15 protein-coding genes and 1 pseudogene are annotated in these 13,514 nt (G+C 40.2%); 10 read left to right on the forward strand and 6 right to left on the reverse strand.

Features of this window, described 5'->3' with window-relative positions:
* Positions 1-46 precede the first annotated feature (46 nt).
* Positions 47-238 carry a hypothetical protein gene (locus GSQ19_RS00210; protein ID WP_041456355.1) on the forward strand — a complete coding sequence of 64 codons (192 nt, stop codon included), beginning with the start codon at positions 47-49 and terminating at the stop codon, positions 236-238.
* Positions 239-275: 37 nt separating this feature from the next.
* Complete coding sequence (locus tag GSQ19_RS00215) at positions 276-1,439, forward strand: carboxylate-amine ligase (RefSeq protein ID WP_011320797.1); 1,164 nt, start codon at positions 276-278, stop codon at positions 1,437-1,439.
* A 62-nt stretch (positions 1,440-1,501) separates the two neighbouring features.
* Here the strand turns inward: GSQ19_RS00215 and GSQ19_RS00220 are convergent, their stop codons facing one another.
* Positions 1,502-1,714: a hypothetical protein gene (locus tag GSQ19_RS00220; protein ID WP_153228500.1), complete on the reverse strand. Its 213-nt coding sequence runs from the start codon at positions 1,712-1,714 to the stop codon at positions 1,502-1,504.
* Between the two features lie 232 nt (positions 1,715-1,946).
* Here GSQ19_RS00220 and GSQ19_RS00225 point away from each other — a divergent pair, with 232 nt between their 5' ends.
* From GSQ19_RS00225 to GSQ19_RS00235, 3 genes are all read left to right on the forward strand, one after another.
* Positions 1,947-3,572: an alpha-keto acid decarboxylase family protein gene (locus GSQ19_RS00225; RefSeq protein WP_011320798.1), complete on the forward strand. Its 1,626-nt coding sequence runs from the start codon at positions 1,947-1,949 to the stop codon at positions 3,570-3,572.
* A gap of 57 nt (positions 3,573-3,629) precedes the next feature.
* On the forward strand, positions 3,630-4,727 hold the full coding sequence (locus tag GSQ19_RS00230; protein ID WP_011320799.1) for a Glu/Leu/Phe/Val family dehydrogenase: 1,098 nt from the start codon (positions 3,630-3,632) through the stop codon (positions 4,725-4,727).
* A 272-nt stretch (positions 4,728-4,999) separates the two neighbouring features.
* A complete protein-coding gene (locus tag GSQ19_RS00235; protein ID WP_197992849.1) occupies positions 5,000-5,263 on the forward strand; it encodes a M20/M25/M40 family metallo-hydrolase in 264 nt (87 codons plus the stop codon).
* A gap of 35 nt (positions 5,264-5,298) precedes the next feature.
* Here the strand turns inward: GSQ19_RS00235 and GSQ19_RS00240 are convergent, their stop codons facing one another.
* From GSQ19_RS00240 to GSQ19_RS00250, 3 genes are all read right to left on the reverse strand, one after another.
* Positions 5,299-5,703: a hypothetical protein gene (locus GSQ19_RS00240; protein WP_011320800.1), complete on the reverse strand. Its 405-nt coding sequence runs from the start codon at positions 5,701-5,703 to the stop codon at positions 5,299-5,301.
* A 115-nt stretch (positions 5,704-5,818) separates the two neighbouring features.
* Positions 5,819-6,229 carry a hypothetical protein gene (locus GSQ19_RS00245; RefSeq protein ID WP_153228499.1) on the reverse strand — a complete coding sequence of 137 codons (411 nt, stop codon included), beginning with the start codon at positions 6,227-6,229 and terminating at the stop codon, positions 5,819-5,821.
* 204 nt (positions 6,230-6,433) lie between these two features.
* Positions 6,434-7,408: a hypothetical protein gene (locus GSQ19_RS00250; RefSeq protein ID WP_153228498.1), complete on the reverse strand. Its 975-nt coding sequence runs from the start codon at positions 7,406-7,408 to the stop codon at positions 6,434-6,436.
* A 538-nt stretch (positions 7,409-7,946) separates the two neighbouring features.
* Here GSQ19_RS00250 and GSQ19_RS00255 point away from each other — a divergent pair.
* Entirely contained in the window at positions 7,947-8,141 is a 195-nt protein-coding gene (locus tag GSQ19_RS00255; protein WP_104009973.1) for a hypothetical protein, read from the forward strand.
* Complete coding sequence (locus GSQ19_RS00260) at positions 8,135-8,416, forward strand: hypothetical protein (RefSeq protein ID WP_011320803.1); 282 nt, start codon at positions 8,135-8,137, stop codon at positions 8,414-8,416. The genes GSQ19_RS00255 and GSQ19_RS00260 overlap by 7 nt, the downstream gene beginning before the upstream one ends.
* Here GSQ19_RS00260 and GSQ19_RS00265 read toward each other — a convergent pair.
* Positions 8,409-9,479: a photosystem II protein D1 4 gene (locus GSQ19_RS00265; protein ID WP_011320804.1), complete on the reverse strand. Its 1,071-nt coding sequence runs from the start codon at positions 9,477-9,479 to the stop codon at positions 8,409-8,411. The two genes, GSQ19_RS00260 and GSQ19_RS00265, sit on opposite strands and share 8 nt — an antisense overlap.
* A 652-nt stretch (positions 9,480-10,131) precedes the next feature.
* On the opposite strand from GSQ19_RS00265, the gene GSQ19_RS00270 reads away from it, so the two are divergent.
* Genes GSQ19_RS00270 through GSQ19_RS00280 form a run of 3 tightly spaced genes read left to right on the forward strand, consistent with a single transcriptional unit; the run spans position 10,132 to position 12,593 of the window.
* Complete coding sequence (locus GSQ19_RS00270; RefSeq protein ID WP_236577844.1) at positions 10,132-10,983, forward strand: photosystem reaction center subunit H; 852 nt, start codon at positions 10,132-10,134, stop codon at positions 10,981-10,983.
* Between the two features lie 2 nt (positions 10,984-10,985).
* Positions 10,986-11,918: a ribose-phosphate diphosphokinase gene (locus GSQ19_RS00275; protein ID WP_011320806.1), complete on the forward strand. Its 933-nt coding sequence runs from the start codon at positions 10,986-10,988 to the stop codon at positions 11,916-11,918.
* A gap of 12 nt (positions 11,919-11,930) precedes the next feature.
* A complete protein-coding gene (locus GSQ19_RS00280; RefSeq protein WP_011320807.1) occupies positions 11,931-12,593 on the forward strand; it encodes a phosphoribosyltransferase in 663 nt (220 codons plus the stop codon).
* Between the two features lie 50 nt (positions 12,594-12,643).
* Here GSQ19_RS00280 and GSQ19_RS00285 read toward each other — a convergent pair.
* Positions 12,644-13,477, reverse strand: a pseudogene (locus GSQ19_RS00285) (RNA-guided endonuclease InsQ/TnpB family protein); the annotation flags it as partial.
* Positions 13,478-13,514: the final 37 nt, after the last annotated feature.

Consider the following 13,514-nt stretch of genomic DNA (forward strand, 5'->3'; position numbering starts at 1 on the left):
TATGGGTATGAACAAAAGATATTTATCACATTCAGGAGTTATTCGTATGCACAAAGAATACATGAATGCTTTAGAAGAATTAATCGATAAATTGACATTAGCTGCAATCCTAGAGATGTTAGAGCGAATATGTCACAAAAAAGCTGAAAATTTGCGAACTCATTGGCAAGATGAAACTTCAGCTAAGATGTGGGAAAAAGCTGCTCGACAGATAGAACAGATAAATATTGACGTTTGACTAAATAGTCAAATTGTTTAAGTAAGGATTATGTAACATGGGTGATATAGAATTCAAAAGCTCTCCCGAATTCTCTCTAGGGATGGAAATTGAGTTGCAATTACTCAATCCTGATACGCTGCAATTGGTAGATGGCATTTCACCGCTTTTAGCACAAACTCCTGAAAATTCCTGGATTCAACCAGAATTTAATCAAGCGATGGTAGAGATTGCCTCTCAGGTTTGCTCAAATATCCCTGAGTTAGAAGCCAATATTGTTGCTATTCTGCGTGACCTCAAAACCAGATGTCAAGCACTGGGTATGACTATTTGTACAGCCGGAACTTATCCATGTTGCGATCGCTTTGCCTCTATCACCCCTATTCCTAGATATCTGAGTCAGCAAAATACATCTGGCTATCTTGCAGATTTAATGATGACTTGTGCGCTTCAGCTTCATGTAGGAATGCCATCGGGTGATGTAGCTATAGATATTATGGGCAGACTTAAACCATATCTCCCCATTTTGTTGGCTCTGTCTGCTAGTTCACCCTTTTGGTGGGGTCACGATACTAGCTTTGCTTCCTTTCGTCAACGGTTTTTATCATCGATGAGAACTTATGGTATTTGCCCCACTTTTAAAAATTGGCAGGATTTTACTAATTTCTTTGCCACTGCTCAAAATGCAGGGATGTTTGAGATTATCCGCGATATCCATTGGGATTTGCGTCCCCAACCTGATTTCGGAACTCTTGAGGTGAGGGTAATGGATGCTCAACCAACGATCAAAGAATCGATGATGCTGGCGGCTTTTATCCATTCTTTAATTGTGGATATGTATCATCACAGTCAAGGAAAGCAAACAGAATTTTTGCTAACTCCCCTTCCTTGGTTGATTGAAAGAGAAAACTACTTTCGCGCCTCTCGTTGGGGTTTAGATGCTAATTATATTGAAGATGAACAAGGCAATAGCAGACCTATCAGGAATATAGTTAAAGATATCTTGAATGTACTAGCAGAAACTGCCGATACTTTGGGAAATAGTTCATATCTATTCCAATTAGAAAAAAGATTAGACCAAGGAGCAAGTTATATTCGACAACGGCGAGTGTTTGAAAGTACAGGTTCTGTAAAAGCGGTGGTTGCTTCTTTGGTGAGTGAGTTGGAAGCTGAATTAGCTATTAAGAGCAGACAGGAGGCTGTAGCCTACGGCTGGCTGTAAGGCTCACCAGAAGGTCAAGTCGCTTCTCTACGAGACGCTACGCGAACGCTCCAATTCAAAATTCAAAATTCAAAATTAAAGACCCCACGGATAAATCCGGGGGCTTGAATTAATGTTGTTTCACTTCTTTTTTTGGCGTTGCTGATTAGTGGGATGATTTTTGTCGGGCTACGCCCCGCTAACGCTAACACGCAAAGGCGCAAAAAATCAATATTTTGCTGTGTATAAAAGTCCCAATTCATCCCGCATTTATGCAACGCCCTTTTTTTCGCCATAAATAAATTTAGCGCGAAGTCAGAGCGCCGGTCTCCGGCGCTCTGAACTTCGTAAGAGAGGGGCTTGTATCCTCTTTGTGTTCTGTAAGCCACGCAAGATCATTAACTGGCACAATTATGCCTGACGGTACTATCCATCAAGACTTCTAAAAGATATTGTTGGAAGAAAATCTGACAATCGGCGATCTGCGGATAGTCAGTTTTGGGAAAATATTCTTTAGGGAGGTAGAAGATGCCTCAACTAGCACCGCATATATTTGATATTTTATACCAAAAAGGTGTAGAACACGCATTTGGTATACCTGGGGATTTTGCCTTAACACTATTCGATGCACTAGCAGACAGCAAGATTGCACCTATTGTCATGACGCACGAACCCTGCGTAGGCTTTGCGGCTGATGCTTACTCCCGAATGCGGGGTTTGGGTTTAGCGGTTGTTACCTATAGCGTTGGCGGCTTAAATATGGTGAATGCTGTAGCTGGTGCTTATGCCGAGAAGTCTCCGTTGGTCATTTTAAGCGGCGGGCCAGGTGTGCGAGAACAAAAGGAGCATGACTTGTTACATCATAAGGTGAAAACTTTTGACACACAACGGCGTGTTTATGAAGAAGTCACCCTTTACGCTACAAAGCTAACCGATCCAAAAACAGCCGATGCTAAAATTCATCATGCTCTTGACTATGCAACGACATTCAAGCGTCCTGTTTATTTGGAAATTCCCCGTGATCTAGTTTATGCGGAGATTACAGAGTCAGAACACTTGCCACCACCAATCAAGCGCACTGATCCAGATACTTTAACGGAAGCCATTGCAGAAACTCTGGAGATGCTCAAGCGATCGCACTCACCAGTCATTCTTGCTTGTGTTGAAGTTCATCGCTTTGGCTTGCAGGAACAACTTCTAGCTTTGGCAGAAAAACTTGGTGTACCAGTCTGCTCAACAATGTTAGGAAAATCTGTTTTTCCCGAAAGACATCCGCAATACATCGGTATCTACAATGGTGAGGCTGGGGATTTAAATGTGCAGAAAATCGTTGAAGAATCAGACTGTGTGCTGATGTTGGGAGTGTTTATGACTGATATCAACCTGGGGATGTTTACCGCTCATCTCAACCCAGGTTTTACAGTGTATGCAACTTCAGAACGCCTCGCCATTAAGCATCACGAATACCCCAATGTGAGGTTTGAAGATTACATCACCACCTTGCTTGATAGTCCAGATTTGCCTCATTGGGATTCATCCGGCATCTATACTATGAAACCGCGTGTTACGCCATCTGTGGGTAAAATTTCCATGAGTGGACTACTTTATGAACTCAATCAGTTCATTGACAGTAACACTCTACTAGTGACGGATGTTGGAGATGCCCTATTTGCAGCAGATGATATCCAGACACAGCAAGGCACATCATTCTTATGTCCCGCCTTCTACGCCAGTATGGGGTTTGGCGTTCCTGGGGTGATTGGCGCACAATTAGCCGACCCATCCCGACGAGCGATCGCTTTGGTTGGCGATGGGGCGTTTCACATGACAGGAATGGAATTGCTCACAGCGCAACGCTTAAGACTAAACCCGATTGTCATAGTCATTAACAATGGCTCATTTGCTAGCCTCCAGGCAATGGGACATCAAGAAGCGGCTTTTGTCCAAATACCCACAATGGACTATGCCCAGTTAGCTAACGTTCTTGGTGGTCATGGCTTTGTGATCCACACTAGTACACAGCTACAACAAGCCTTACAGACAGCGCAAAATAGTAAGACTTTCAGTATTCTTGATGTTCATCTCTCACCTGACGATGTTTCGCCTGCCTTACAAAGATTGAGCGCACTATTTACCAAATCCCTCAAAGGATAAGTAATACCAATTCGTAATTCGAGTTTTGCAGTCTCCAGTCTCCAATCCCTAACCCCAATGGATAATATTTTTCGCTTTGCTGATGAGCTAGGCCCAGCCAAGATTATTCATATCTACGAAAGAGAAGCTGATCTAAAAGCCATTGTTGTGGTTGATAACATTGATTGTGGCCCTGCGATCGGTGGAGTACGTATGGCTACAGATGTGACTACAGAAGAAGTTTTTCGATTGGCACGAGCTATGACTTTAAAAAATGCTGCTGCTGACTTACCCCACGGCGGCGGTAAATCTGCAATCTTAGCCGACCCGAAACAACCTTTAGCAGATAAGGAACGCTTGGTACGTACCTTTGCTCGTGCTATCAGGGATGTGACTGAGTATATCCCTGGCCCCGATATGGGAACAGATGAACAGTGTATGGCTTGGATCAAAGAAGAGATTGGTCGTGCTGTAGGACTACCAAAAGCAATAGGGGGTATCCCCTTGGATGAAATTGGTGCTACTGGTTTTGGCCTAAGTATCTGTGCAGAGATAGCTAGCAAGTTTTGTCACCTCAATTTAGAAGGCGCACGTATTGTCATTCAAGGTTTCGGTTCTGTTGGGAAAAACGCTGCTCGCTTTTTAACGGCTAAAGGAGCGTTACTTATAGGAGCCGCAGATTCTCAAGGAACTCTCTTTAATCCTCTGGGAATCGATGTTAAGCAGTTAATCAAACTAAAAAATTCTGGTAAGAGTGTGATTAGTTATCCACAGGGAGACAAACTAGATCGGGACGCAGTTATTGACATCGAGTGCGATATTTGGATACCAGCAGCCAGACCCGATATTATCCATGCTGATAATGTTGACCGCCTGAAAACTCAGCTTGTGATCTCAGGTGCTAATATCCCGTTTACCGAAGCAGCAGAAAGGATATGTCATGAACGAAATATTATTGTAGTACCTGATTTCATCGCCAATGCAGGTGGTGTAATCTGCGCTGCGGTTGAGTATGATGGCGGAAATCAGACCACAGCCTTTGAAACTATTGCAAAGAAAATTCGCTACAATACGACGCTAGTTTTAGAACAAGTTGCCAAAACAGGTAAGCTACCACGACAGGCTGCTGTGGAACTTGCCCAGAGACGGATATGTCTTGCTAGACAAGATATTTAAAATATAGCTAAACAGTGCTACTTGATGTGCTTTTTTATAAGATTGATCAGATTCTCTATCCCTTTGTAACCTGTTTCTATACAAGCGTTTGTCAACTCTCCTCACATTTTGTTGATAATCTGAATAAAAAGGATAATCTTGCTATTGCAGAATCCCTAGCTGTGGCACTACGCCAAAATAAAAAATAGTTTTTCCTTCCCCTTTCACTCTGGTTTTCAGGTGTGATGCTAATAATATGCGACACAGTTTGGCCTCTAGGAACTCTGGAAAAAATGCCCCTCACCCAAAGACAGATGAAGATGTACGGCCCTGGTATCTACGATATGAAGGCTGGATCGGTGTTGAGTATTTTTGCAATTGAGGCAATTCTAGCTCACGAACTCACGCCGCAAGTTGCACCAATTATCTTGATTAATTCTGATGAAGAAATTGGTAGCTATGAATCCACACCCCACATTCGCCGCCTAGCAAAGCAATCACGTTTTTGTGATCGAACCTTCTTTAGAAAACCAGGGAAAACTCAAAACCGTGCGTAAGGGCGTGGGTTAATGCACCTCATTTGATTAAAAAGCTATAACAAAGCTTCAAAATCATTGAGTAGGCTTGGAATGCCAGCAATACCTAAACTTGCAGCATTTAAAATGCTACCGAAGAAACTAACTATCTTGGTAAAAAAATTGATAGATTCATTAATATCATTAATCTTATTAATAGCATTTTCAAGTTTTTGTGTAACTCTCTTAATTCGAGTTTGATGTGATGTAAGTGCTTGTGTAATTCCTTGAAAAACTTTAATAGTTAAATCATTAAAGTTTCTCCGAAGTGGCTCTTCAAATTGTTGACCTATTTTTATATATTCATCTTCAGTTATTTTACCTGCTACCAACAATTTATTGCGTTTTGTTAAAGACAAAAAAACAATTTCATTTATCAATGTTCGACATAGCTCAAAATCAGTAACATCTGGCTTAGACATCTTTTATTCCTTCCTTTGCAAGAAACTAACATTATCTATCCAATAACTAAATTTTTCTGCTAATTGCAAAAATAATTTTCATGCTATTGATTTCATTTCTCTCCAAATTGACAAGTTAATATTGATTGCAGATATATTTTATATCGCTAAGTATTGTACTTGTATCTGGATAGATATTTTGGTTACATACAATAGTATCAAAAAAAGTTGTTAAATTATTGAGTTTACTAATTAAAATATGAGGATTTTCATGATTTTGTAGAGCAGATTTAAGTTCATTACATACTGACTCAAATTCTTGCTGACAACTTGTTACTGGAGTCAATAGTTCTTGATTGATTATAATTGCCATTTTATCAGCAATTCTACAAAGTGGAATTTCAACTTCCTCAAAAATTTTATTAAATTCTTCTTCTGGAATTATTTCTTGATATAAAAGTTTTTCCCTTGTTGTTCTAGCAATAGTAATAACTTCAATTATTAAATTACGAGCAACTTTTAAATTAATGAAATCTTGGTTTCTCATTGTTAAATTCTTGTCCATATATTGAGTGGATAAAATCTGTTCGTTTCTACCGATCTATTTAGATAAAATCGGGTTAAAAATTATTAAAATGTTTACCATGCAAGCATTTTAGCAAATTTAATTTTGATAAATTTTTACTTATAAGGCTTTCACCTAATTGAGTTTTAATTACCATAAGAGAATCGCTAGAGCCAGTTGTTTTTACTAATCGAGTTCTTGAAGCAATGGTTCTATAACTTTCATTTTTTTTACGATAATTGCTTGAACTCTTTGCATGGTTTCGGGTTTAATTTCTTGTATTTGTATTTTCTCTAGTGTTTTAGATTCAGATGGTTTGAATAAGTTTTGACAATACTTATCAAATTTTTTACCATCTAAAGGGGTATCTCCATCCTTGGCAAACTCTGTTTTTAGGGATGCGTGTAAAGATGCTAAATTCCTTAAGATTTCGGTGTATATTTCAGCTTTTTGCCTGTGTTTGCGTACCGAATCCATAGCAATGTTATACTTTTCCTCTAAATCTATAAAATCTAGAGGGTTTTTTCTCAAATCGTTCCCCAGTAATGCTATGTATTGACTAAAGTAAATACGAATACTTGTTTCTTCTGAAACTAGTAAACCATTGATATAAACTTTATTGGCGATTCCAATTAGTCCACCGGGTTCAGGTTGTCCCTCGACCGCACCTTCACCCCTGATATAAGTCTGGATATCGTTATTTGTACATAAAATCGCTTGCTTCAAATTATCTCGGCGAATTTTCTTGGTAAATAAGTTAGTAAAAAATTTAGCGATCGAAACTCCTGCTTTCACCTCTGCTTCTTTGAATAAGGGTTGCGATGCTTCTGTAGAAGATGATGAAATTTTAAGATTGATGAGTGAATTTTCTAGATTATTATAACTTTCATCAAATGAAATAGGAGTTCCCTTCTTCTGTTCTCCTTTAGCAATAAGAACAAGAGAATTCATATAATTAATCAAAACTTCATTTGCATCTCCTGTTATTGAAGATATTTTCAGGTAATTATCATCACAATACTTTTCTTCTGATTGTCGTTGAGTAAATAAATTAGGAGAAGCAGGTGTTCCAAAGAATTGGGTAGCTCTAACACATGAGCCATACATATCTTGTGAGATATCACTAGCAGTAATACTTAATTTGTCAACTGCATCTTCCACTTTTTGTAAAGATGGTATGTCACGTCCGCAACTAGATATCAAAATCCCAACGGATATCAAAGCCAGAGTTTTTTGTAAATTACACAAACATTGTTTCAATTAATAACCTCCCCACAGGTTAATCAAAGAGGATGCTTGAACACCAGCTTGAACTGGCTTGCTAAACTTTCTACGATTTCTATATATGCTCAATAGTCTTATCTGCTGATTTTTAGCTATTTATGCAGATTTTAGATAAATCATCGCTTTTAAGTAATCTGACAGAAATATTTATACATTGGATTTTAGGCTGGATAAGGGTTTCAGGTCGAAATTTGTGTAATTAGTTTAGTCTTACTACTTATCTATATCAATCCCTAATTAGCAAAACGTCTTTTACTCTGCCTGTGTTTGGCAACATAATGCGCTTACTTACGTTCAAGGGGCGATTCAAACATTGCCTATTTGGGTTCATTTTAGGCAATGTTATGAGCGCAACTGAGCGGAAGAATAGTGCATGAGAGTTTCTATCTCACACGGCTCCTCAGTTGATTGATACTTGTCATGTATATCTGATGTAGTTGTAGCTGGCGCTTCACCCTCTGAACCATACAACGGTTCTGTGGTTCTCGAAGAAATTAAACAACAAATTCGGGCGTTGCATAAATGCGGGATGAATTGGGACTTTTGTACACAGCAAAATATTGATTCTTTGCGCCTACCCTTCAAGTTCCGCTTGCGGTATGCGTGTTAGCGTTAGCGGGGCGTAGCCCGACAAAAATCATCCCACGAATCAGCAACGCCCAAATTCGCTGTATCGTCTTGTGTGCATCTGACCCTTACGCAGTGGTGGGAGTCAGTCAAAGTTTTGGCGTGACTCCGGATTTAATCAGTGGGATAGCTACTAGTACAACTGCGGGTGTAGAACTGGTAGAAAAGCTCACAGGTGTTGTGGCTTTAACTCTACCAGATCACCAATCTCTACCCAAACTGATGCAGATATTAAAAGCCAAGTTAGCCTTTAACTAACTGGAATAGGTTGACCGCTAGACAGCACCAATGGAAAATTATGGACATTAGGAGCGTGCATGACACTGAGACCAATATTGGCACGGTTTAAGATATCAGCGTCGCTTCTAATTACATTACCCCGACTATCTAAGATGGAATGATTAAAGTTCAAGCCATTGAGATTAAATGCCATTGAACATACACCCATCGCCGCAAACCAAATACCTATTGTTGGTAATGCTGCTAATAAGAAATGGAAAGCACGATGATTTCTGCTAGCAAAGGTAGGAATCAACAAGCGTCCCAAGAAGCTATTGTGTCCTGCCAAGTATTTGTATGTTACTTGCTGCTGACCCAGCTTATATCCACCATTGATGGATTCATTTTCATCGGTATTGCGAATTAGCGTTGAAGCCACTAAAGAACCATGCAAAGAACTCAACAGTGCGCCACCAAATACACCTGCTACACCCAACATATGGAACGGGTGCATCAGGATATTATGATCGCCTTGGAAAGCCAACATAAAGTGGAAAGTTCCAGCAATTCCCAAAGGTAAACCATCAGAAAAACTACCTTGACCAATAGGATAAACTAACAAAACGGAAGTAGCAGCAATCACAGGTGCAGAATAGGCAACTGCTATCCAAGGTCGCATTCCTAAACGATAACTAAGTTCCCAAAATCGCCCTAGTAAGCACCAAATACCAATCAGAAAATGCAGCACAATCAACTGATATGGCCCGCCATTGTAAAGCCATTCATCCATTGATGCCGCTTCCCAGATAGGATAAAAGTGCAAACCAATCGCAGCAGAAGTCGGCACTACTGCGGCTGTAATTAAATTATTACCGTCCATTAGTGAACCCATAATTGGCTCACGTATACCATCCATATCTACGCTAGGCGCAGCAATAAAAGCCAAAACAAAACAGGTGGTAGCAGCTAGCAAGGTAGGAATCGACAAGACACCAAACCAGCCGATATAAATCCGATTTTCTGTGCTGGTAATCCACGCACAAAAACTATCCCATAAATCAAAAAAATTAAATTCCTTTTGACGTTGAACAATGGTACTCATGGTTTTTAGCTCCTAAGTAATTCCAAGTTCAAAATTTTTCTACTACTTTTAGCAGATGCCTATCTCTTAGGTTTGACCTACCGTTGTATGTTCAGCAACTCCGATAGTTTCCAGAGAGTAGATTTGCCAGTAATCAATTAGTTAAATATCTCTGTTTTAAAGTTAGAAAAAGAATTTGAGGAACTTGTGAGGAAACACGGCACTTATGAAAACTTAAATTTTGTCATAATTTAGATTAACAAAATATTCAACGCATCTTAAAAGTAAGTAAACCAAAGATTTCCCAGCCAAAGTGATAATATATTGGTTTCATAGCAAATATTGGCTGATTTTTTCTTTTCAAGGTTTAAATCACAGGTTATTTGATTCCAATAATCATACTTCACTAAAACTGTGGTTAAAAGAATGAGATTTAAATTAACTTATTTTTTGCCAACAAATAAACCATTAAGTAAATATCAAAGCCAATAAAATGTATACTTTCATAAAATTTTTAGATTAAGATAAGAATATTTTTTTATTTCTAAAGGCAGATGAAAACCTTAATCACAAGATAAACATATCTGAAAAGCTTAAGTCCCAAATAATTCCTCACGCTTTCCTCACATTTTGTTGATAACCTCAAAGTAGAGTCCACATTTCAAGTAGCAAAGTGGCAAAAAATGAGCCACTGTATATATTCATCAAACTCCAAGAGAATCAAGAGTATTGGAGGAAAAGTATGCTCAATGTTGTGCGTCGCAGCCAAATTATCGGGTGGATAGCAATAGATAGTTCAACTGCTAATAGTTTGGGTGAGTTAGAAGAAGTTTGGTTAGATGATTCTGGACGTATTGCCTATTTTTCAGGTGGAGAAACCTATTTACCAGTAGAAGGAATTGCTGGGGTAGGTATGGGTGCGATTTCTGTCTATTATCCGCCAGTTGAAGACACGCCAGAAAATCTTCGCCGCTTGCATGAAATTACTGTTGAATCTACACTAGGTGAGCCTCTTGGCTGGGTGGAAGATTTTTTATTTGATTGGCAAACGGGAGAAATTGCCGCTTACATTGTGGCGGGAGAAATTGCTGCTGCTTTTGGTGGACGCGCAGTATTGTATCCCGAAGATGTTGAGGAAATTGCCATCAATAAAGTAATTATCCGTGAAGATGTTAAACATCAACTTGAGGCTGAGTCAGAGGGATTGCAGGGTTTCTTGAGTGAGAAATCACAACAGGTACAACATTTAGTACATATCATAGGCGTTGGCGTAGCCCGCCGAAGGCATCGCCTGCATCATGTGATTTCTCCTAGCGATAAACCAGAAGTTGTTCGCGTCAAAATCAAGGAAGTTAGCGATGAAGTAGCAGCTTCTACTAATCATCCACATCACGCTTTGCAAGAAGCTACGGAGTTTTTGCAAGAGCAATGGCATAGCTTACAACAAAGTATTGCCCGTGCAGGAGAGCGCGCAAAATCATCTCTAGATGCGGCCTGGAAGCAAATCCACCAAACAAAGTCTTGATTATGGACAATTTCATCCTCTTTGCTGGTACAGCTAATCCTGATTTAGCTGGCACAGTTGCCCAAAAACTCGACATTCCTTTGGGTAAATCTGCGGTTGAACGCTTTCCAGATGGTGAGGTAAATGTGCGACTACTGGAATCGGTACGCCAAAAGTCTGTGTTTATCCTCCAGTCCACTGCACCACCTGTTAATGATCATCTAGTAGAACTTTTAGCCTTTGCAGATGCTTGTCGTCGGGCGGCGGCTAGTCGCATTACGGCGATTATTCCTTACTTTGGCTACGCCCGTGCTGATAAACGTCACGGTAGGCGCGAACCAATTACCGCCAGTATGGTAGCTGAAGTGTTACAGGCTGTTGGGGTAAATCATGTTGTCACACTAGATTTACACACACTGCAAATTGAAGGTTTCTTTCGCATTCCTGTAGACAGTCTGACGGCTGTACCCATTTTTTGCGAAGCTATACGCCATTACTTACCGCCTAATTTCGTAGTTGTATCGCCAGACACGGGGCGGGTACAGATGGCAACCCAGTATGCCCAAAAGCTCGATAGTTCGGTAGTCGTGCTACACAAACATCGCACCAGTGGCACAGAAACAGAGGTAACTCGTGTTGTGGGTGATGTAAAGGGTTATGCCTGCTTAATTATCGATGACATGATTTCTACTGGCGGTACTCTTGCTAAGAGTATTGAAGCCTTACTCAAAGCTGAAGCACGCCCAGAAATAATTATTGCTGCTACTCATGGGTTGTTTGTTAAGGAAGCACGGGCTAAGTTAAGTCATCCCAGTGTGAAGGCGATTTTTGTTACTGACAGTGTAACTTCCAAAGAAACCGACTGGCAGCAATTGAAAATTGTCTCGATCGCACCTTTAGTTGCTACGACTATTCAACGATTTAAAACTGATGGTTCAATTAGTGATTTATTTTAGAGGTATAAAAATATGTGGCAGAAATTTTATAATCGAACGGAAGCTGGGAAACTATTAGCTGCTCGGTTAACAGAGTATGCTAATCGTCCAGATGTTTTAGTATTGGGACTTCCCCGTGGCGGTGTGCCTGTAGCATTTGAAGTAGCTAAGGCACTTGATGCACCATTAGATGTTTGCTTGGTGCGGAAACTTGGTGTACCAGGACATAAGGAACTGGCGATGGGTGCAATTGCTACCGGAGGAGTCCGTGTATTAAATGAAAATGTTGTAGATTGGTTGCGGATTCCCCAAGCAACCATTGATCAAGTAGCAGCAATTGAAATGCGGGAATTAGAGCGTCGGAACATAGCCTATCGGGGTAATCGTCCGCTACCAAAAGTCAAAAATCATACGATTATTCTTGTAGATGATGGTATTGCTACGGGTGCAACCATCCGCGCAGCGATCGCAACCTTAAAACAGCAACAACCCCGCGAACTGGTAGTTGCAGTTCCAGTGGCGGCGGCTTCTACTTGTGAAGAACTACAAGCAGAAGTGGACAAAATTGTCTGCGTAATGATGCCAGAAGATTTATATGCGATCGGTATTTGGTACGAGAATTTTGGGCAAACAACCGACGCAGAGGTATGTGAACTTTTGACAAGACAAAAATTACTGGTAGCTAATGATTTGTAAATAGAGGTTCGTTGACACTCCATCGCCGTAGAACGGCGAGGATTCTTGGTTCACAGTCCAATCTTAACCTCGCAGGATTGCTCCAACGAAGCCAGAGGATCAAACTCCCCAAGCGTATAAGCTCCCGTGTGTCCCACGGTACTTAGTCCCTTTTGCAAGATGTTAATCGCGGCATTAATATCTCTATCTTCAGTAAATCCACAATGATGACAAATGTGAGTCCTAGTTGATAGAGACTTCTGCACTCTTTGTCCACAGTTAGAACAATTTTGACTAGTATTGTGGGGAGCGACTGCAATAGTTATCTTCCCGTACTTATAACCAAAATAGTCTAACCACTGGCGAAACTTTGACCATCCTGCATCACTTATCGACTTAGCTAGATGTCGATTTTTCACCATGCCTTTAACATTTAAGTCTTCATAGGCTACTAAGTCGTTAGACTTGATTAAGCGGAGTGCCACTCTCTTGACAAACTCTTCTCGCTGCCTACTTACTTTTAAATGTTTACGGGCATATCTATTTCTAGCTTTGTGATAATTTTGAGACTGCGGCTGACCCTTTTTGTACTTCTTAGATTTTTGACGATTGAGAAGGTTTAGTTGCTTCTCTCCTTTGCGGTAGAACTGTGGATTGGGTTCAATATTTCCTTGACTGTCTGCCAAGAAATACTTGATACCCACATCAATACCGACCGCTTTTTGACTAGGAGTTATTGGCTTAACCGTATATTTGTGGTCTAATTGTACCGAGAATTGTATATAGTACCCATCGGCACGACGCACAATTCTGACTCGCTTAATTTGCTCTAATTGGTAGAAGTTTAAATCCCTAGTCCCTATCAACTTAAGATTGCCTATTCCTTTTTTGTCTGTAAAAGTAATAGTAAGGATTCAGGTAACAGAGTATTGACAAAGGGGA

It is taken from the genome of Trichormus variabilis 0441, assembly GCF_009856605.1.
GTDB lineage: Bacteria > Cyanobacteriota > Cyanobacteriia > Cyanobacteriales > Nostocaceae > Trichormus > Trichormus variabilis.